This window comes from Pseudomonas sp. S35 (assembly GCF_009866765.1).
GTDB lineage: Bacteria > Pseudomonadota > Gammaproteobacteria > Pseudomonadales > Pseudomonadaceae > Aquipseudomonas.
This window is the reverse complement of sequence record NZ_CP019431.1, coordinates 4135274-4155726: the sequence shown is the minus strand read 5'-3', so window position 1 is coordinate 4155726 and position 20453 is coordinate 4135274. Positions and strand designations below refer to the sequence as shown.

Sequence of the window (20453 nt, the reverse complement as noted above, 5' to 3'; positions counted from 1 at the left end):
ATCTTCCAAAATAATAAAAACAGGCTTTCCAATGAGCCCAAACCTGAGCCTCCTGCGTAAATTCGTCTCGCCTGAAATCATCTTCGGTGCCGGCTGTCGGCACAACGTGGGCAATTACGCCAAGACCTTTGGCGCACGCAAGGTGCTGGTGGTCAGCGACCCTGGCGTGATCGCCGCCGGTTGGGTCGCCGATGTGGAAGCCAGCCTGCAAGCCATCGGCATCGACTATTGCCTGTACAGCGCCGTGTCACCCAACCCCCGTGTCGAAGAAGTGATGCTCGGCGCCGAGGTGTACCGGGAAAACCACTGCGACGTGATCGTGGCCATCGGCGGCGGCAGCCCGATGGATTGCGGCAAGGCCATCGGCATCGTCGTCGCCCACGGGCGCAGCATTCTTGAATTCGAGGGCGTGGACACCATTCGCGTGCCCAGCCCGCCACTGATCCTGATTCCCACTACCGCCGGCACCTCGGCGGACGTCTCGCAGTTCGTGATCATTTCCAACCAGCAGGAACGCATGAAGTTCTCCATCGTCAGTAAAGCGGTGGTGCCGGACGTGTCGCTGATCGACCCGGAAACCACGGCGAGCATGGACCCGTTCCTGTCGGCCTGTACCGGCATCGACGCGCTGGTGCATGCCATCGAGGCGTTCGTGTCCACCGGTCACGGCCCGTTGACCGACCCCCACGCCCTGGAAGCCATGCGCCTGATCAACGGCAACCTGGTGCAGATGATTGCCAACCCCACGGACATTGCCCTGCGCGAGAAGATCATGCTCGGCAGCATGCAGGCAGGCTTGGCGTTTTCCAACGCGATCCTTGGCGCCGTGCATGCCATGTCCCATAGCCTCGGCGGCTTTCTCGATCTGCCCCACGGCTTGTGCAACGCGGTGCTGGTGGAGCATGTGGTGGCGTTCAACTACAACTCGGCGCCGGAGCGCTTCCAGGTGATTGCCGAGACGTTTGGCATCGACTGCCGGGGGCTCAACCATCGGCAGATCTGCGGGCGGCTGGTGGACCACCTGATCGCGCTCAAGCATGCAATTGGCTTTCACGAAACCCTCGGCCTGCATGGGGTACGCGTGGCGGATATTCCGTTCCTGTCCGAGCATGCGATGGACGACCCGTGCATCCTCACCAACCCCCGCGAGTCGAGCCAGCGTGATGTCGAGGTCGTGTATGGCGAAGCGCTCTGACGAACAGCAACAGGCACTGGCCGGGCTGCTGGGGTTGGGCAACCACTCGGCGCGCAAGAGTCACTACCCGGAACTCACTGCACGCCTCGACGAGCTGGAGGCCGAGCGCAACCGCTATATCCGCCTCAATGATGAGCTGGAACAGCGGGTGGCCGCACGCACCGACGAACTGCTGGAAGCCAACCGCAACCTGCAACAGCAGATCGCCCAGCGCGAACAGGTCGAACAGGAGCTGCGCGATGCCCGCGACGCGGCCGAGGCTGCCAACCGCAGCAAGGACAAATACCTCGCGGCCGCGAGCCATGACCTGCTGCAACCGCTGAACGCAGCGCGGCTGCTGATCGCCACCCTGCGTGAACGACAACTGCCCAGTGTCGAGCAGGTGCTGGTGGAACGCACCCACCAGGCCCTGGAAGGCGCCGAAGATCTGCTCACTGACTTGCTGGACATCTCGCGGCTGGACCAGGCAGCGGTGAAGCCGGATGTGGCGCTGTATCGCCTGGATGACGTGTTTGCGCCGCTGGTCTCGGAGTTCCAGTCGGTGGCCTTGGCGGCCGGGCTGAACCTGCGGGCGCGTACGGGTCATTATGCGGTGCTCACCGACCTGCGCCTGCTCACACGGATTTTGCGTAACTTCCTCAGCAATGCCTGTCGCTACACCGACGAGGGCTGCATCTTGCTCGGCGCACGCCGTCGCGATGATTGCCTGCGCCTGGAAGTGTGGGACACCGGGCGCGGCATTGCGGCCGATCGGTTGGAGTCGATCTTCCTGGAGTTCAACCAACTGGATGTGGGCCGCGCAGCCGACCGCAAGGGCGTGGGCCTGGGCTTGGCGATTGTCGAGCGTATCGCCGAGGTGCTTGGCTACCCGATAGCGGTGCGCTCGTGGCCGGGACGTGGCTCGATGTTCAGCATCGAAGTGCCGCTGAGCGCTGATATGCCCGTGGCGATCAGCCAACTGCCGGTGCAACCGACCACCGGCAACCCGTTGCCGGGCCGGCGTTTGCTGGTGATCGACAATGAAACCAGCATCCTCGACAGCATGCGCGCGCTGCTCGGCCAGTGGGGCTGCGAGGTGGTCACCGCCACCGACCAGGCTGGCGCATTGCTGGCGTTGCAGGGCAGGGCGCCGGAGCTGATCCTGGCGGACTACCACCTGGATCATGGGGTGGTGGGCTGTCAGGTGGTGCGTCATTTGCGTGAGCATTTCGATCAGAAAATCCCCGCCGTGATCATCACCGCCGACCGCACCGACCACTGTCGTCGTGCGCTGCGGCGGCTGGACGCGCCGCTGTTGAACAAGCCGGTCAAGCCCGGGAAGTTACGGGCGGTGCTGAGCCAGCTGCTGGCATAGCACACCCCGTCGTTCTCGCGTATTTGAACCTCGATTCATCAAAAACGCTTTGGCTCGGCACAAAAAATACGCGCTGTTGTTCTCGATTAAAGCCGCCCAAGCTTCGTGCTCATTTCTGTTCGCGATGTGGAACGCTCTCGCAAGCGTTCGAAAAAATAGGAGCGGTATGTACAACCTTTATCATGCGCACGCCACGCGCCTTTCGCAGTGGGTACGTTCGGGGGCGGTGAGCGAAGAAACGGTGCTCGAGCATTTCCTTGGGTGTGTCGAGCGCCTGGATCCGACCATACAAGCCTTTGTATCCATTGACCCCGACGCCTTGCGTGCACGCGCGCGCCAACCCACCGGGGCACCTGCCAAGGGGCCTTTGGCGGGTATACCGGTGGGCGTCAAAGACAACTACGACACTGCGGATCACCCCACCCGTTTTTACTCCCCGATCCATGATGACAACCGCCCATCGCGTGATGCACATGTTGTCTCGCTTCTTCGCCAGGCCGGGGCGGTCATCATGGGCAAGACCCACACCACCGAATTCGCTTACATGCACACAGGCCCCACCTGCAATCCGCATGATCCCCGCAGAACGCCTGGAAGTTCGAGTGCCGGCTCTGCCGCAGGAATGGCCGCAGGGTTTTTTCCCATCGCCTTGGGAACACAGACGGCCGGCTCGTTGATCAAGCCAGCCTCATACTGTGGGGTGTACGCGTTCAAGCCATCCTATGGGTTGGTGTCCCTGGAAGGTGTGAAGCCTCTGGCGCCCAGCTTCGACACGGCAGGTTGGTATGGACGTTCCGTCAGCGACCTCAGCCTGGTCGCCGAAGTGCTGATTCCGGGCTTACCCGCGCGCCCCCCTGCCAGCCAACCGTGCTCCTTCGGTTTTTGTCGTACCGCCCGTTGGGATCAAGTTGACCACGACGTGGCTCACGCGTTGGAAGCCGCTGTAGAGGCGCTGCGTGCGGCGGGTCATCATGTGGCGGAGGTCGTCTTGCCCGAAGCGTTTGCCAGCGTCTTCGATGACCATCAGTTGATAAATGACTGTGAGGGTGCCAGGTCATTGGCCGCAGAGATGGCCATGTACCCAGACGCCATGAGCCGTGAAGTCCAGGCGATGTTCACGCGTGCACGCCAGATCCGTTGGGAGCAGGAGTCTGCAGCGAAGACGCGCTTGGTGGCTTTGGCACCTGTACTGCAAGCGTTGTTCAAACCCTTTGACGCAGTGCTGGGGGCCAGTTGTGGCATCGTTGCGCCGTTGGGCCTTGAGGCGACCGGACCGTCCGATTTCATAAAATGTTGGATGGCCTTCGGATTACCTCAAGTGAACATTCCGCTGGTGCGTAAAAACGCAGGGCTGCCGGTAGGGCTCCAATTGATTGGCGGATTTAGACACGACAGCATCCTGCTGCATGCAGCAGAGCAGGTCGATGCAGTGCTCAGGCACGCCAGCCAATAGGCACGAAGTATTGAGGCGTGTTGATACTCGTCAACACGCCTCGCGGCGTTTTGCCCCAGGGTGTCGGTCTGAATCCAAGGCTGATGGAGCGCCCCATGAACGCCCCCGCAACAACCGTTGAATCATTCAAGTTGCCCCTGGGCCTGGTGGTCGCCGTACTGGTGATGGCCGGGGTGCTGCTGTTGCCGCTGCCCGCCGACCTACCAGTGGCGGGGCACCGGATGCTGGCGATCCTGGCGTTTGCGGTGGTGGTGTGGATCACCGAAGCGGTGTCTTATGAAGCCAGCGCGATCATGATTACCTCGCTCATGGCGTTTTTGCTCGGCACCGCGCCGTCCCTGCAAGATCCCACGCACCTGATCGGCACCAGCCCGGCCATCAGCATGGCCCTCACCGGGTTTGCCAACCCGGCGCTGGCGTTGGTGGCGGGCGCGCTGTTTATCGCCGCCGCCATGACCCATACCGGCCTGGACCGGCGCATTGCGCTGGTCACCCTGAGCCGCGTCGGCACCAGCACCCGACGCATTTTGCTGGGGGCGATTGCAGTGACCCTTTTGCTCAGCCTGGTGGTGCCCAGCGCCACCGCGCGCAGCGCGTGTGTGGTGCCGATCATGATGGGCGTGATCGCCGCGTTCGGCGTCGACAAACGTTCCAACATCGCCGCCGGGATCATGATCGTGGTGGCCCAAGGCACCAGCATCTGGAACGTCGGCATCCAGACCGCTGCCGCGCAGAACCTGCTGACCGTGGGCTTTATGGACAAGATGCTCGGCCAGCGCGTGTCATGGATCGACTGGCTGATCGCCGGTGCACCGTGGGCGCTGATCATGTCGGCAGTGCTGCTGTTTCTGGTGCTCAAATTGTTGCCGCCGGAGACCGACAGCATCCCGGGGGGCAAGGAAGCGGTCGCGCAGTCGTTGGTGGATATTGGGCCGATGACCGGGCCGCAGAAACGCCTGCTGAGCGTGTCGGTGTTGTTGCTGCTCGCTTGGGCGACGGAAGGGCGCCTGCATAGCTTCGACACCACCTCGACCACCTACGCCGGGTTGGTGTTCTTGCTGTTGCCGGGGATCGGGGTGATGACCTGGAAAGACGTGCAGTCGCGTATTCCGTGGGGCACGGTGATTGTGTTCGGGGTTGGGATCAGTCTCGGTACGGCGCTGCTGACCACCCAGGCCGGGCAATGGTTGGGTTCGACTGTCGTGGCCCACACCGGGCTGGATCAGGTGGGCCCGTTGGGGGTGTTTGCGATTCTTGGCGTGTTTTTAATCGTGATTCACTTGGGGTTTGCCAGTGCCACGGCGTTGACCTCGGCATTGCTGCCGATATTGATCGCGGTGTTGCAGACCTTGCCGGGTGATTTCAGTCGGTTGGGCATGACCATGTTGCTGGGGTTTGTGATGAGCTATGGGTTTATCTTGCCGATCAATGCGCCGCAGAACATGGTGTGCCTGGGGACCGGGACCTTTACGGCGCGGCAGTTTGCCAAGGTAGGGATCCTGGTGACGCTGATCGGGTATGGGCTGATGCTGGTGTTCGCCGCCACTTACTGGAGTTGGCTCGGCTGGATCTAATGGGGGAGGGGGCTTGCCCCCGATGATGAGTACATATCCGTTCCTGCGGTAGCCAAGTGTGCGGGTTTGCTTGAGATCGAGGTGTATCGGTCGATGCGTTTGATGGCTGACTCACTGGGAGCCACCGCACGCCTTGGGATTTAAACCGGCAGGCGAAATTGCTTACGAAAGGCCTTGTCGAACACCCCGGCGGGCGCGAAGCGGCGCAGCAGGCTGATTTGTCGTGCCGCCTTGCCAGCGGTATAGCGACGCCGAGGCTGGCTGTCGATCGCGGCTTTCACCACGACTGCCGCGACGACTTCTGGCAGGTCGGCTTTGGGCACAACCTCGGCCAGCAGTGCCTTGAGCCCGGCTCGGGGTTGGTCGTAGGCCTTGAGCTGCGAGTCTGGCTCAATACCGTTTTGATCGAAGACGGTACGCACGAATGCGGGCTCGATGACCGAGACACGAATATTGAAGGCACGCACCTCGTGATCGAGGGATTCGGAATAACCTTCCAGCGCGTGTTTGACCGCCGAATAATGAGCGGAGTAGGGCGCGGGTATCACCCCTAGAATTGATCCGATATTGATGATGCGCCCCTGGCCGCGCGTGCGCATCGACGGCAGTACGGCGTTGGTCAGGCGGATGACGCCGAACAGATTGACGTCGAACAGTGCTTGTACCTGTGGGATCGAGAATTCTTCAGCGCCGCCCAGCATGCCGATACCGGCATTATTGACCAGCAGGTCGATCCGCCCGGTCTGCGCGAGTACGCTTGAGACAAGCGCACTGACCGAGACGTCGTCGGTCACGTCGCAGGTGAGCATGGACACCTGCGTTGGGCTGGCCGCTGCCTTTCGACTCGTGCCAAATACCCGATACCCTGCACGCACCAGTGCTTCAGCAGTCGCTCGCCCAATACCGGACGACGCACCGGTGACTATCGCGGTTTTTTCGGAAGGTGTTTTCATTTGATATTCCTGGGTGGCCTTGAGTTGGAGGTCGCTATAGCCCGGTGCTGGTTCGACGCTATTGTTCGAGCATCAACGTGCGCCAGACTACGTTTGGTGGCGTGGGTTTGGACGGCCCTTCAATTTTTCCTGGTGGTGAGGCCGGGCCGCTAGCGGACACTTCTGGCAAGTGACCTTCACGGCTAACTGAGACAGGCGTCTCGTCCCGCAGCAGGGTCGAGTTACCGATCAGTAAGTCATCGAGTGCGGGCTCAGTCATAGGATCTTGATGACCACTTTGCCCTTGGCTCTGCCCCGTTCGACGTAGCTCAATGCCTCAGCCGTCGACGCGAAGGGGAAGGTACGGTCGATCACCGGTGTGATGGCGCCGGACTCGACAAGCGCCGCGATTTTTGCCAGTTGAGCACCGCTCTCACGCATGAACACGAACGTATAGTGGATGCCCTGCTTGCGGGCCTTTCTGCGTATGCCGCTGCTCAACAGCCGCATGATCCACCCGAGTCCCCAGAACAGCTTTTGCTGGTGTGCGAACTCTGCGGTCGGTGGCCCTGAGATGGAAATGAGCTGGCCACCCGGCTTGAGAATGCGCAGGGATTTTTCCAGTTCGGCGGGGCCGAGGCTGTTCAAGACGACGTCGTAGTCGTGCAAGACGTCTTCGAAGTTTTGCTGCGTGTAGTCGATGACGACATCGGCCCCCAACGCCTTGACCCAGTCCACGTTACCGGTGCTGGTCGTGGTGGCAACGAAAGCGCCCAGGTGTTTTGCAAGCTGGATGGCGATGCTGCCGACGCCACCGGAGCCGGCTTGGATAAACACCTTTTGCCCCTTCTTCAAACGGGCGGTTTCAACCAGCACCTGCCAGGCGGTCAGAGCAACCAAGGGCAGGGCAGCGGCTTGTTCCAGAGTGGTATTTGCCGGTTTGAGTGCGAGGGCGCTTTGCTCGATCGCGATCAGCTCGGCAAAGCCACCGATGCGGCGGGCGTACACCTCGTCACCTGGCTTGAAGCGGCGCACCCCTGACCCCACGCGAACGACCACGCCGGCTATGTCGTTACCCATGATCAGCGGGAGTGTGTAAGGCAGGATCAGTTTGAATTCACCCTTACTGATCTTCGAGTCCAACAGGTTGACGCTGCTGGCATGCACCTTGACCAGGACGTCGTTGATACCCGGTTCTGGTTCCGGTACCTCGGCAATATGCCCAGGGTGCTTGCCGTAGCGATCGATCAGGAAGGCTTTCATGGTTCAGTTCTCAGGGTGCGCGTGACGATCACGCCTTGGCTTGATAACGCTCGGCGACTACCGATTGGCGGATGTCTGACAGCAAACCCTGGCGGGCAGCCTGCAAGGCATCCCAGCGGGCGCCGTCTTGTAACGGTGGAATGGTCACCGGCTCGCGACGATCAAAACCGACCAGCGCTGCGTCGACCAGATCCTCTACGCCCATCACTTCGCTCAAGGTGTTGATGTCGATGCCCGCACGTTCCCAGATTTCCGTGCGGGTGGCCGCCGGGAGAACGGCCTGTACGTAGACGCCTTTAGGCGTGAGCTCAAGGCTCAGCCCTTGGGACAGAAACAGCACAAACGCCTTGGTCGCGCCGTAGACGCTCATGCCGAACTCCGGCGCCAACCCCACCACCGAGCCGATGTTGATGATCGCGCCATTACCGGCCTGTGCCAGGCGTGGAGCGATGGCGCTGGCGAGTCGCACCAAGGCGGTGGTGTTGAGCGCGACCAGGTTGGCCACGCTGTCGGTGGACTGCTCGATGAAGCTGCCGGATTGCGCGGCGCCGGCATTGTTCACCAGGATGCCGATACGGGCGTCCTCACGCAGGCGAGCTTCGACGATTGCCAGATCGTTGGTTTGGGTCAGGTCTGCCTGGATCACGTCAATGGACACAGCGTGTTTTTCACGCAGTCGGGAGGACAGTGCGTCCAACCGGTTTTTATCGCGGGCCACCAGCACCAGGTTGTGCCCACGCTGGGCGAAACGCTCGGCGTAGATCGCGCCAATGCCTGTCGAGGCGCCGGTAATCAGTACGGTTTCTGGGGTGCTCATAAATAGATGCTCTTGAGGAGTGTGGGTGAGCTTTTGCGTTTGCGGGGTTGTTCAGCCCTGCGCGGAGCCGGACTCGGCAAGTGTCGGGTAGTCGATATAGCCCGCTGCACCGCCGCCATACAGCGTTGTGGGGTTGAATGCGGATAGGGCGGCATTGCGTTTGAGTCGCTCGACCAAATCGGGGTTGCCAATGAACGGACGTCCAAAGGCGATCAAATCAGCCTTGTCGTCGTCGAGTCGGGAAGCCGCCAGGTTCAGGTCATAGCCGTTGTTGGCAATGTAGGTATTTTTGAAGCGCTGGCGTAGGGCGCCAAAATCGAACGGGGCGACATCGCGTGGCCCGCCGGTGGCACCTTCAACCACATGCAGGTAAACCAGGCCCAAGGCATCCAACTGATCGACGACGTAATCGAACTGCTGCTGCGGATCACTGCTGGAAACGCCGTTGGCAGGTGACACGGGGGAAATGCGTATTCCCGTGCGCTCGGCCCCGATTGCGTCGACCACCGCAGCCGTGACTTCAAGCAGCAAGCGTGCACGGTTTTCAACCGAGCCACCGTAGGCATCAGTGCGCAGGTTGGCGCCGTCCTTGAGGAACTGATCGAGTAAATAGCCGTTTGCGCCGTGGATTTCTACGCCATCAAACCCCGCACTGATGGCGTTTTTCGCCGCTTGGCGAAAGTCCTCAACGATGCCGGGCAACTCATTTATATCCAGCGCGCGGGGCACTGAGACATCTTCGAAGCGGTTGTTGACGAATACCTTCGTCGCAGCTTGCAGGGCAGAAGGCGCCACTGGTGCAGCACCGTTTTCCTGAAGGTCGACGTGGGAAACGCGCCCGACATGCCACAGTTGCAGAAAAATACGTCCGCCTGTGGCGTGCACGGCATCGGTCACTGCACGCCAGCCCGCTATCTGCGCTGGTGTGTAGATCCCGGGCGTATCTTGGTAGCCCTGGCCTTGCTGAGAGATCTGGGTCGCCTCGGCAATCAGCAGGCCTGCCGTCGCTCTCTGGCTGTAATAGGTTGCGGCATGCTCACTCGGAACAAAGCCGGCCCCAGCGCGGTTCCGGGTCAGGGGCGCCATTACGACTTTATTGGAAAGTGTGAGTGAGCCCAGTGTGTAGGGTTCAAACAAGCTCTTATCGTTCATATCGATTCCATACACGTTGATCAGAGAAGGCGATCTGTGCCGCACAGCCGCAGAGAGATGCGTTAGTGGTTTATGATGTCGATCACAATCAAAACTGTCAACGGTTTTGATTGTGATCGACATCAGAGTATAGTCAGCCCATTGTTCAGCAGTCGCAGGGGCGCGAAATGAAGATCACCAAGACGCAATCACTCGCCAACCGAGCTCACATTGTGGAGACGGCGTCAGAGCTGTTTCGTGAGCGTGGCTATGACGGTGTAGGTGTGGCAGAACTCATGGCTACCGCGGGTTTTACCCAGGGAGGCTTCTATAAGCACTTTGGGTCCAAGGCCGATTTGATGAGCGAAGCGGCCGAAAATAGCCTGGCAAAATCCCTGTCGAGTACGTGCGATCTCGACGTACCGGGGTTTGTAAACCTGTACGTGTCCAGGGATCACAGAGACGGCAGGGGAGTGGGGTGCACTATGGCGGCGCTGTGTGGTGACGCCGCCCGCCAGCCAGATGATCTGAAGGCGACCTTTGCCAGTGGGGTTGAAAACACGCTTGCAGCGCTCGCGGACAAGTACACGGCGGATGTGGATGTAAGCCGGCAAGAGGCCCGCGCGAAAATGATCGACCTGCTGGCCCATGCCATCGGTGCGGTCATGCTGTCGCGGGCGTGCCCGGATGACTCGTCCCTTGCCGATGAAATACTGCAAACATGCCGCGCCGAGATAATCGCAACCCTGCCATCGAGTAAAGAAAGCCGTGCATGAGTGGCTGAATACGCGCTAACCGATACGCCCAACATGGCAAGATGAACCCTGCTCAGGTTTACTACTCTGAGTAATGGTTTTACCGACCTCACCCGTCGGCTCATCTAGGTCATCGAATGGACAAATACACCCCCCACACTTGGGAACCCCACGAGCGTCCGAGCCTGCCGGGTTCGCCGTCGACGCCGTGGCACCCCACGCACAAGCGTTGGCTGTATGCGCTGGTCGGTGTGCTGGTCGCCATCACCGGCGGCCTGGGTAACGCGCTGGTGATCGCCAACCTGCAATACCTGCAAGGCGCCCTGGGCGCGACCACCGCGGAAATGGCCTGGCTGCCCGCCGCCTATGTAATGACCAACGTGTGCATGAACCTGCTGCTGGTGAAGTTCCGCCAGCAGTTCGGCCTGCGTGCGTTTACCGAGGTGTTCCTGGTGCTGTACGCGCTGGTGACCTTCGGCCACCTGTTCGTCAATGACCTCAGCTCGGCCATAGCGGTGCGGGCGGCCCACGGGATGGTGGGTGCGGCGCTGAGTTCGTTGGGCCTGTACTACATGATCCAGGCGTTCCCGGCCAAGTGGCGGCTCAAAGCCCTGGTGCTGGGGTTGGGCACGGCGCAGTTGGCGTTGCCGCTGGCGCGTCTGTTCTCTGAAGACTTGCTGCAAATCGCCGAATGGCGCGGTTTGTACCTGTTTGAGCTGGGCATGGCGCTGATCTGCCTGGGCTGCGTGTTTTTGCTCAAACTGCCGCCCGGCGACCGTTTCAAAACCTTCGAAAAACTCGACTTCCTGACCTTTGGCATCCTCGCCAGCGGCGTGGCGTTGCTCTGCGCGGTGCTGTCCCTGGGGCGTATCGACTGGTGGCTGCAAGCACCGTGGATCGGTGTCGCGTCGGCCTGTTCCCTGGTGCTGATCATGGCCGGCCTGGCCATCGAGCATAACCGTGCCAACCCGATGTTGATGACCCGCTGGCTGGGCAGCGGCACCATGATTCGCCTGGCCTTGGCGGTGATCCTGATCCGCATGGTGCTGTCCGAGCAATCCACCGGGGCGGTGGGGTTCATGCAGATGCTCAACATGAGTTACCAGCAGATGCACACCCTGTACGTGGTGATGCTGGCCGGTGCGATCAGCGGGCTGGTGGTCAGTGCGTTGACCATCAACCCGGCGCACCTGCTGATGCCGCTGGTGATTTCCCTGGCGCTGATGGCCCTGGGCTCGGTGATGGACAGTTTCTCCAGCAACCTGACCCGGCCCCAGAACCTGTATATCAGCCAGTTCCTGCTAGGCTTTGGCGGCACGTTCTTTCTGGGACCGACGATGGTGCTGGGCACGAAAAACGTACTGACCAACCCGCGCAACCTGGTGAGTTTCTCGGTGATGTTCGGCATTTGCCAGAACCTTGGCGGCCTGATTGGCGCGGCGTTGTTGGGGACGTTCCAGATCGTGCGCGAGAAATACCACTCCAGCATGATCGTCGAGCACTTGACCTTGCTGGACCCGCGTGTAGCCGCACGGGTGCAGAGCGGCGGTTCGGCCTATGGCGGTATCGTCGCTGACCCGCAGTTGCGCAACCTCGTGGGTATCCGCAGCCTGGCGACGGCGGCGACGCGTGAGGCGAATGTCATGGCCTACAACGATGTCTTCATGCTGATCGCGATCATCGCGATCCTGACCATGATCTGGATCTTTATCCGCAGTCTGTGGCTGATGAGTACCACTAAGGCAGCCACTCCCGTTCAACCCAGCGGCGTTTCTTCATGACCGAACCTTCTACGACCACCACCACTGCCATCGCTTCCACCCCGGAGGGCAGCACGCCGCCCGGCGCCGTGCCCACCGAGTTACGGCCACTGCGGGTGCGCATCCTGTCGTCCCTGGGCTTTGCCGCGATTGCCATCGTCGGTGTGTTGATCGTGCTGTATGCCTGGCAATTGCCGCCGTTCAGCAGTGCGGTGGAAACCACCGAAAATGCCCTGGTGCGCGGCCAGGTCACGATCATTGGCCCGCAGCTCAGCGGCTATGTGTTTGAAGTGCCGGTGCAGGACTTCCAGTACGTCAAGGCCGGCGACTTGCTGGTGCGCCTGGACGACCGCATCTACAAGCAGCGCCTCGACCAGGCCCTGGCGCAACTGGCGGTGCAGAAGGCCGCGCTGGCCAATGTGGTGCAGCAACGCAACAGTGCCGAAGCCACCATCAAGCTGCGCCAGGCCGCACTGGTGGACAGCCAGGCCCAGGCGCGCAAAAGCACCGCCGACCTGCGCCGCAACGAAGAGCTGATCAGCGACGGTTCGGTGTCCCGGCGCGAACTGGACGTGACCCGCGCCGCCAATGCCCAGACCATCGCCGCCGTGGCCCAGGCCCAGGCCAGCCTGGAAATCGCGCGGCAGGATTTGCAGACGGTGATCGTCAATCGCGGCTCCCTGGAAGCGGCGGTGGCCAGTGCAGAGGCGGCGGTGGAGCTGGCGCGGATCGACCTGTCCAACACCCGCATTACCGCGCCGCGTGACGGCCAACTGGGGCAGATTGGCGTGCGCCTGGGGGCCTACGTCAACTCCGGCGCGCAGTTGATGGCGCTGGTGCCGAAGCAGCTGTGGGTGATCGCCAACATGAAGGAAACCCAGATGGACAATGTGCAGGTCGGCCAGCCGGTGACTTTCACCGTGGATGCGCTCAACCACCGCAGGTTTCACGGCACGGTGCAGCATATCTCCCCAGCCACGGGCTCGGAGTTCAGCCTGTTGCAGGCGGACAACGCGACGGGCAACTTTGTGAAGATTGCCCAACGCGTGCCGGTGCGGATCACCGTGGACCCGGATCAGGCCGAGAGCGAACGGTTGCGGCCGGGGTTGTCGGTTGTCGTGAGTATCGACACGGCTGGGCGGCTGAAAAACTCTCCACCCTGACATCACTGACACAACACAGATCAAAACTGTGGGAGGGGGCTGTCAGGCCGCCATCGGGGGCAAGCCCCCTCCCACATTTTGAATGTATTTCAGGTTGAAATTGAGTTGGACCGACTGATTGTGTTCCAGCAGTTTCAGGCCCGGACGCCCCGGCAGGTGATGAGCATTCACCGGATGACTCACCGGTTCAATGCAAAAGAACCCCAGCCCCGGCGGGCAGTACAGCAGGAAGTAATCGGCGCCGGTGGCTTGGCATTCCAGCGCGTAGCCCAGCTCCGGTTGTTCGATTCGACAATGCCCGTCCCACTGGCAAAAGCCGTTGTCCACGAGACCTTCGGGCAACTCGTTCAATACCTGGAAATCCCACTCGGGCGGCACTGCCGCCAAGCCTGTCGGCAACTTTGTGCCATCACTCAACCACACCTGCGCCGCCTTGGCCTGCAACCGCGTGTCTGGCCGACGCGGGAAGTAGGGGTGCAGCCCAATTCCATGCCACGCGGCTTTTTCGGCCAGATGGGTCACGCGCAATGCGATGCTCAGTTCGCCGTCGCTCAAGCGAATCCGCTGCTCGGCACGATAGGCGAACGGCGTTTCACACTGCAGCTCCAACACCACTTCCTGCGCCGATTGACTGACGACGTGCCACGGCTGTTGCCAAGCCGAGCCGTGAATCGGAAAGGGATCGTTGGGGCTGTTAGGCGTCAGGGCCAGCCAGCCGTCGGGGGTCTCGAAGCCCCCATCGGCAATACGGTTGGACCAGGGCACCAACGGATAGCACCCCAGCTTTCCAGGCAGCTCACTGTGCGGGTCGTTAGGCCGCAACAGCGGTTGCCCACTGGCGCGCACGGTCCAGTTGACGAGGCTGCCACCCACGGCCGGGTTTAGGCTGAGGTGGGTCAGGTGATCTTCAAGCTCAATCATCACAGCACCACGCTCGGCAGCCACAGCGACAACGCCGGGATGTAAGTGACGGCGATCAGCACCAGGAACAGCACCGCATAAAACGGCAGCAGCGCCTTCACGGTTTTTTCGATCGTGGTCTTGCCCACCGCCGCACCGACAAACAGCACCGCGCCCACTGGCGGAGTGATCAGGCCGATGCCGAGGTTCACCAGCATGATCATGCCGAAGTGCACCGGGTCGACGCCGATATTGAGCACCACCGGCAACAGAATCGGCGTGAGGATCAGGATCAGCGGCGCCATGTCCATCACCGTGCCGAGCAACAGCAGCATGGCGTTGATGCACATCAGGATCACGTAGCGGTTATCCGACAGGGTCAGGAACAACGTGGTGATCTTTGCCGGGATCTGCATCAGGGTCATGATGTAGCCGAAGCTGGCGGCGAAGGCGATCAGGATCATCACGATGGAAATGGTGCGCACCGTGCGGTGCATCAGCTTGGGCAGTTCGTTCCACTTGTAGTCGCGGTAGATGAACATGGTCACGAAGAACGCCCACAGCACCGCAATTGCGGCAGACTCGGTGGCGGTGAAGATGCCCGAGAGGATGCCGCCGAGGATGATCACCATAGCCATCAGGCCCCAGAGCGCATCGGCGGCGATCTTCAGCGCCTGCTTCAGGGGGATGACTTCGCCTTTGGGGTAATTGCGTTTCTTTGCGAAGATCAGGCACAGCACCATCAGGCACGCGCTCATCAGCAGGCCCGGCACCACGCCGGCCATGAACAGCGAGGCGATGGAGACGGTGCCGCCGGCCGCGAGGGAGTAGAGCACCGAGTTGTGGCTAGGCGGCGTAAGCAAGGCTTGCACCGAGCCGCTGACGGTCACGGCCGTGGCAAATTCCCGTGGATAGCCACGGCGTTCCATTTCCGGGATCAGCACCGAGCCGACCGAGGCGGTGTCCGCCACTGACGAGCCGGAAATCGCGCCAAAGAACGTCGAGGCCATGATGTTCACCAGCGACAGGCCGCCGCGCACAAAGCCCACCAGCACCCCGGCAAACGCCACCAGCCGCCGCGACATGCCGCCCTCGGCCATGATCGCCCCGGCCAGCACGAAGAACGGGATCGCCATCAGCGAAAACTTGTTCACCCCGCCGGCCACCTGAATCATCAGGGCCTGGAACGGGATGTCGATCCACCACGCGCCGATCAGCGCCGACAGCCCCAGGGCGTAGGCCACCGGCATGCCGATCAGGATCAAGGCGATAAAGCTGCCCAACAGAATCAATGCGTCCATATCAGGCAGCCCCTTCGCTTTCTTCCACCAGGTCGAAGCGCACCACGCGCCGGTTGCTCTGGTCACCGAGCAGGAGTTTTTCCAATACAAAAATCAGCGTCAGCACGCCGCCGACAGGGATTGGCATATAGGTGATGCCCACGCGCAGAGTGGGAATGGCGCTCATGAACTGGTTCCAAGTGGACAGGCACAGCTTGGTGCCCCAAACGGTCATGAACAGGCAGATCGTTGCCATCAGCAGTTGCGAGACAATGCCGACGATACGGCGTTGGGCCGGCGGCAGGCGGTCAGTGACCATCGCCACCGACATGTGCGCGCCGGCGCGATAACTGGCGGCCGCGCCGATAAAGGTGAACACCAGCATCAGCAGGATCGCGGTAGGCTCCGGCCAACTGGAGCCGGTGCCGAGGATATAGCGGGCGAAGATGCCCCACGGAATGATCAGCGCGACCCCGAGGACCGAGAGGCCGGCGACCCAGATGCAGGTCATGTAGATGCGGTCGTTGATGCGCAGCAATAGATTCTTCATGGCGTTCACCGTAACCGGGCGCGTCGATGTCGACCGCGCCAGGCCTTGTCAGGGAGGAGGGCGTTACTGAACGGCGTCGATACGCTTGATGATGTCGGCGTACGGCGCGCCATACTTGGCGCGAACCGCTGCGGTGGCGTCATAGAAGGGTTTTTTGTCGACGGTGATGAATTCAACGCCGGCCTTCTTGAGTTTTTCCTCGCTGCTGGCGGACTTGGCGTCCCACAGCACGCGCTCATCGGCCTGGGCGGCCTTGGCGGCTTTTTTCACCATGTCCTGCTGGGCGGGGGTGAGTTTGTTCCAGGTGATTTTCGACATCACGATGGGCTCAGGCAGGATCAGGTGCTCGGTGAGGGTGTAGTACTTGGCGTTCTGGAAGTGGTTGTGTTCCAGCAACGTCGGCGGGTTGTTTTCCGCGCCGTCGATCACGCCGGTCTGCAAGGCGCTGAAGATCTCGCCGGTGTCCATCGCAATGCCGTTGGCGCCCATCGCGTTGAAGGCTTCGATGAACAGCGGGTTGCCCTGTACACGGATCTTCATGCCCTTGAGGTCTTCGATCTTGCGCACGGGTTTCTTGGTGTAGAGGTTACGCGTGCCGCCGTCCATCCAGGCCAGGGCCACCAGGCCGAATTCGGAGTCAGTGATCTTGGCGAGGATCTCATCGCCGATCTCGCCGTCGATGACCTTGCGCATATGCGCCTGGTCGCGGAACACGAACGGCAGGTTGAACACGTTCACGTCCGGCACCACCGGCCCGACGATGCCCAGGCTGACGCGGGTCATCTGCACGGCGCCGACCTGGGCCTGCTCGACCACTTCTTTCTCGGAGCCCAGTACGCCGCCGGGGAAGTACTTGAACGTGAGTTCGCCGTTGCTTTCCTTGGTCAGGGCCTTGCCCATGTTTTCTTCGGCGACCACGGTGGGGTAGCCGGCGGGGTGGATGTCGGCGAATTTGATTTCCAGCGCGTGGGCCGCGCTACTGAGGGTGAATACTGCGGCGGCGAGCAAGGTGCGTTTGAAGTCCATGGGGGTCACTCCTGTCTTGTTATTGTTGTATTCAAGGCACAGCGATGCGGCTAGAGGGTGAAGGTAGGCTCCGGCAATCCGGTGATGCCGGGGTTGAGGGCGAACACGCCGCCGGCGACGGACTGGTCACTCTGGTCATCGCGGATCGAGGTGACGAACAGGGTGTCCAGGCGACTGCCGCCGAAGGCGCACATGGTGGGTTTTTTCACCGGCACGCTGAGGGAACGGTCCAAGCGGCCGTCGGGGGTGAAACGGTGAATCAGGCCGGCGTCGTTGGCGCAGATCCAGTAGCAGCCATCGGCGTCCACGGCGGCACCGTCGGGGCGGCCGAGGAAGTTGTGCATGTCGACGAATACGCGGCGGTTGGAGGGGGTGCCCGTCTCGATGTCGTAGTCGAAGGCCCAGATCTGCTGCACCAGCGGGTGCGAATCGGAGGCGTACATTGTGCGGCCATCGGGGCTGAAGGCCAGGCCATTAAGGGTGATGAAACCATCCAGTTGGGCATGGGGGGCTGAACCCGATGCGTAACGGTAGAGGATGCCCTCGGCCGCATTGGCGCCCATGTTCAACACCATGCTGCCGGCCCAGAAACGGCCCTGGCGATCACAGCGGCCATCGTTGAGGCGCATGTCCGGGCGCGGGTGCTCGACACTGGCCAGAGGCGTGGTGTCGAGGCTGCCGTCATTGTGTGTGGTGAGTTGGAAGAAGCCGGTTTCCATGCCCGCGACCCAATTGCCCGCATTGGTGCGGGCGATGCAGGCGAGCATCTGCGGGGCTTTCCAGGCGGCGACTTGGCCGGTGCTGGCGCTCCAGCGCTGCAGGCCGCCGTTGGGAATGTCCACCCAGTACAGCGCGTTTTCCTCTGGTACCCACACCGGGCATTCGCCCACGGCATTGCGGGCGTCGACGATCAGTTCAGCAGTCATGGCCACTCATTCCCTTGGGTTGGTGTGAACTCAGTCACCGAACGGCCCGGCTGCGCAGAACGCGCCACCCTGATAGACCTTGGCCGGGTCATCGGCAGCCACTGGCGGCTGGGCTTCGACCTGGGCACGGAACACTTCGGAGCTGTCCTTGGGGGCAAACCCCAAGTGCGCGGCGTAGCGGTCGTCCCACCAGGTACCCTGGTTATCCGACATGCCGTAGACCACGGTGTGGCCGACGTTCGGCGTGTACAGCGCGCGCTCGAGCAGTTGGGTGAGGTCATCGAAACTCAGCCAGGTGTGCATCATCCGGCGGTTCTGCGGCTGCGGGAACGAGGAGCCGATGCGGATGCTCACGGTCTCGATGCCGTAGCGGTCGAAGTAGAAACTGGCCATGTCTTCGCCATAGGACTTGGACAGGCCGTAGTAGCTATCCGGGCGACGCGGCGAGTGGGCGTCGATGGTTTCAGTCTGCTTGTAGAAGCCGATCACATGGTTGGAGCTGGCGAAGATCACGCGTTTGACGCCGTGGCGGCGGGCGGCTTCATAGATGTGGAAGGTGCCGCTGATGTTGGCGCCAAGGATTTCCTCAAACGGGCGCTCTACCGAGACACCGCCGAAATGCAGGATGGCGTCGACGCCTTCCACCAAATGATGCACGGCTTGTTTATCGGCGAGGTCACAGGGTTGGACTTCTTCCGAGGTATCGGCAGCCGGGGCCATGGCGGCGATGTCGGACAGACGCAGGACGTGAGCGTAGGGGCGCAGGCGCTCGCGCAGGACTTTGCCAAGGCCGCCGGCCGCACCGGTGAGGAGCAGGCGGTTGAAGGGAGCGGGTGTGGTCGTGGTCATGGGAATTCCAGATTCTTGTTGTAGGTTGTCGTATGACTATGCCGAAGTATTATTAGGGAGTGCCCAGGTTGTCAACGTTCTTGCGGACAGAGTGCGGAGCAAAATGTGGGAGAGGGCTTGCCCTCGATGAGGGCAGGCCAGTGAATGCATCTGTTAGTGACCCTCCGCCATCGGGAGTAAGTCGAATCTTCACACCGCCCCTCCACAGCGAATTTTCTGGGGATGGGAGGCTGAGTTCTACAACAGGGAGATTGGATAGCTGATAAAGATCCGGTTCTCGTCAAACTCATTGGTGCTGAAGTCCCGACGCATGGTCGAGTTGCGCCACTTCACGTTGAGGTTCTTCAGCGCGCCGCTCTGTACGGTGTAGGCCAGTTCCGACTCACGTCCCCATTCCTTGCCGTCGGTGATTGCGCCAGTGTGTACGTTGCTGCCGCTGATGTAGCGGTTCATCAGGGTCAGCCCAGGCACGCCGAGCGCCGCGAAGTTGAAGTCGTGCCGCACCTGCCAGGATTTTTCCTTGGCGTTGTCGTAGCTGGCGTTGTAGCTGTCGTTGGCCAGGGTGCCGCCGCTGGTGCCGTTGACGCGCATCCACACGCTGTCGCCGGTGAGTTTTTGCAGGCCCACATAGAAGGTGTTGCCGCCGTATTTGGCCGAGAGCAGGGCGAAGGTGGTCTTGTTGTCGAGGTCGCCGGCCAGGGCGCTGCCGTCTTCCTTGCCGCTGAAGAAGCCGAGGTTGGCGCCCAGGGTCCAGTCGCCTACCGGCTGGCTGTGCGTGAGGTTGACGTAGCGCTGCTGGTAGATATCGCTCAGTTCTGCGTACCACAGGCCAACCTGGGTGCGCTTGTCATTGAAGCTGTATTCGCCGCCACCGAAGTTGAAACGGTCGGAGGTGAACGCCGCTTTGCCGTTCATGAACATGTCTTCCATGCTCGCATCGTTGCGCGGGCTGTTGCCACGGAACTGGCCGCCGTAAAGGGTCAGGCCGGCGATCTCGTTGGACGTCACCTGGCCGCCACGAAAGGTCTGGGGCAGGGAGCGCCCGTCGTCGGAGCGCAGGATCGGCAGCACCGGCATCCATTCGCCCACCTTCAATTCGGTCTTCGACAGCCGGGTTTTCAACGCGACACCCAAGCGCCCGAAATTGTCGGCAGGGCGGCCGTCATCATGGATCGGCAACAACTGCGTACCGCCGGTGCCTTTGCCGCCGTCGAGTTTCTGCGAATACAGGCCCAGCACATCAAGACCGAAACCCACGGTGCCTTGGGTGAAGCCAGACTTGGCATCCAGAATGAAACTCTGGGTCCATTCTTCGGCCTTGCCCTGAGCATTCGCGGGGTTGGTGAAATTGCGGTTGAAGTAGGCGTTGCGCAGGTTGAGCGTGGCCTTGGCGTCGTCGACAAAACCTTCGGCCTGGGCGGTGAGGGGGAGGGTGAAGGCCAGGCTGCCGAGACCCATAAAACCGACACGTGCGCAGCAATTGCGGGCGAATTGACTCACAGTGATGCTCCCTTTTTGTTTGTTG

At 61.5% G+C, this 20453-nt stretch carries 18 protein-coding genes; 7 read left to right on the top strand and 11 right to left on the bottom strand.

What is annotated here, in order from left to right:
- The first annotated feature begins 31 nt into the window (after positions 1–31).
- The 4 genes from ercA to PspS35_RS18405 all read left to right on the top strand — a co-directional run bounded on the left by ercA (position 32) and on the right by PspS35_RS18405 (position 5576).
- Positions 32–1195 (top strand): alcohol dehydrogenase-like regulatory protein ErcA, encoded by a 1164-nt coding sequence (gene ercA / locus PspS35_RS18420; RefSeq protein WP_159936223.1) that lies wholly within the window; start codon positions 32–34, stop codon positions 1193–1195.
- Positions 1179–2549 carry a hybrid sensor histidine kinase/response regulator gene (locus PspS35_RS18415; protein ID WP_159936222.1) on the top strand — a complete coding sequence of 457 codons (1371 nt, stop codon included), beginning with the start codon at positions 1179–1181 and terminating at the stop codon, positions 2547–2549. The genes ercA and PspS35_RS18415 overlap by 17 nt, the downstream gene beginning before the upstream one ends.
- Before the next feature lie 166 nt (positions 2550–2715).
- Positions 2716–4002, top strand: a complete 1287-nt coding sequence (locus tag PspS35_RS18410) for an amidase (protein WP_159936221.1) — start codon at positions 2716–2718, stop codon at positions 4000–4002.
- Positions 4003–4097: 95 nt separating this feature from the next.
- Complete coding sequence (locus PspS35_RS18405) at positions 4098–5576, top strand: DASS family sodium-coupled anion symporter (RefSeq protein ID WP_159936220.1); 1479 nt, start codon at positions 4098–4100, stop codon at positions 5574–5576.
- A 140-nt stretch (positions 5577–5716) separates the two neighbouring features.
- On the opposite strand, the gene PspS35_RS18400 is transcribed toward PspS35_RS18405, so the two are convergent.
- The 4 genes from PspS35_RS18400 to PspS35_RS18385 form a co-directional block, all read right to left on the bottom strand.
- Complete coding sequence (locus PspS35_RS18400; RefSeq protein WP_159936219.1) at positions 5717–6529, bottom strand: oxidoreductase; 813 nt, start codon at positions 6527–6529, stop codon at positions 5717–5719.
- A 255-nt stretch (positions 6530–6784) separates the two neighbouring features.
- Positions 6785–7771, bottom strand: a complete 987-nt coding sequence (locus tag PspS35_RS18395) for an NADP-dependent oxidoreductase (protein WP_159936218.1) — start codon at positions 7769–7771, stop codon at positions 6785–6787.
- Between the two features lie 28 nt (positions 7772–7799).
- A complete protein-coding gene (locus PspS35_RS18390) occupies positions 7800–8588 on the bottom strand; it encodes an SDR family oxidoreductase (protein WP_159936217.1) in 789 nt (262 codons plus the stop codon).
- 51 nt (positions 8589–8639) lie between these two features.
- On the bottom strand, positions 8640–9740 hold the full coding sequence (locus PspS35_RS18385) for an alkene reductase (RefSeq protein ID WP_159938070.1): 1101 nt from the start codon (positions 9738–9740) through the stop codon (positions 8640–8642).
- A gap of 167 nt (positions 9741–9907) precedes the next feature.
- Here PspS35_RS18385 and PspS35_RS18380 point away from each other — a divergent pair, with 167 nt between their 5' ends.
- The 3 genes from PspS35_RS18380 to PspS35_RS18370 all read left to right on the top strand — a co-directional run bounded on the left by PspS35_RS18380 (position 9908) and on the right by PspS35_RS18370 (position 13397).
- Positions 9908–10495, top strand: coding sequence for a TetR/AcrR family transcriptional regulator (locus PspS35_RS18380; RefSeq protein ID WP_159936216.1), 588 nt, complete (start codon positions 9908–9910; stop codon positions 10493–10495).
- A gap of 116 nt (positions 10496–10611) precedes the next feature.
- Entirely contained in the window at positions 10612–12255 is a 1644-nt protein-coding gene (locus PspS35_RS18375) for an MFS transporter (protein WP_159936215.1), read from the top strand.
- Positions 12252–13397 (top strand): HlyD family secretion protein, encoded by a 1146-nt coding sequence (locus PspS35_RS18370; protein ID WP_159936214.1) that lies wholly within the window; start codon positions 12252–12254, stop codon positions 13395–13397. The genes PspS35_RS18375 and PspS35_RS18370 overlap by 4 nt, the downstream gene beginning before the upstream one ends.
- 42 nt (positions 13398–13439) lie before the next feature.
- Here PspS35_RS18370 and PspS35_RS18365 read toward each other — a convergent pair whose 3' ends face one another.
- The 7 genes from PspS35_RS18365 to PspS35_RS18335 all read right to left on the bottom strand — a co-directional run bounded on the left by PspS35_RS18365 (position 13440) and on the right by PspS35_RS18335 (position 20428).
- Positions 13440–14318, bottom strand: a complete 879-nt coding sequence (locus PspS35_RS18365; protein ID WP_159936213.1) for an aldose 1-epimerase — start codon at positions 14316–14318, stop codon at positions 13440–13442.
- A complete protein-coding gene (locus PspS35_RS18360; protein WP_159936212.1) occupies positions 14318–15598 on the bottom strand; it encodes a TRAP transporter large permease in 1281 nt (426 codons plus the stop codon). The genes PspS35_RS18365 and PspS35_RS18360 overlap by 1 nt, the downstream gene beginning before the upstream one ends.
- A 1-nt stretch (position 15599) precedes the next feature.
- The gene (locus tag PspS35_RS18355; RefSeq protein ID WP_159936211.1) at positions 15600–16127 is read right to left on the bottom strand and encodes a TRAP transporter small permease; all 528 of its coding nucleotides are present in this window, start codon (positions 16125–16127) and stop codon (positions 15600–15602) included.
- Between the two features lie 63 nt (positions 16128–16190).
- A complete protein-coding gene (locus PspS35_RS18350) occupies positions 16191–17153 on the bottom strand; it encodes a TRAP transporter substrate-binding protein (RefSeq protein ID WP_159936210.1) in 963 nt (320 codons plus the stop codon).
- Positions 17154–17203: 50 nt separating this feature from the next.
- Positions 17204–18079 carry an SMP-30/gluconolactonase/LRE family protein gene (locus PspS35_RS18345; RefSeq protein WP_159936209.1) on the bottom strand — a complete coding sequence of 292 codons (876 nt, stop codon included), beginning with the start codon at positions 18077–18079 and terminating at the stop codon, positions 17204–17206.
- A 30-nt stretch (positions 18080–18109) separates the two neighbouring features.
- Positions 18110–18928: an NAD(P)-dependent oxidoreductase gene (locus tag PspS35_RS18340; RefSeq protein WP_159936208.1), complete on the bottom strand. Its 819-nt coding sequence runs from the start codon at positions 18926–18928 to the stop codon at positions 18110–18112.
- Positions 18929–19165: 237 nt separating this feature from the next.
- Positions 19166–20428: an OprD family porin gene (locus tag PspS35_RS18335; RefSeq protein ID WP_159936207.1), complete on the bottom strand. Its 1263-nt coding sequence runs from the start codon at positions 20426–20428 to the stop codon at positions 19166–19168.
- Positions 20429–20453: the final 25 nt, after the last annotated feature.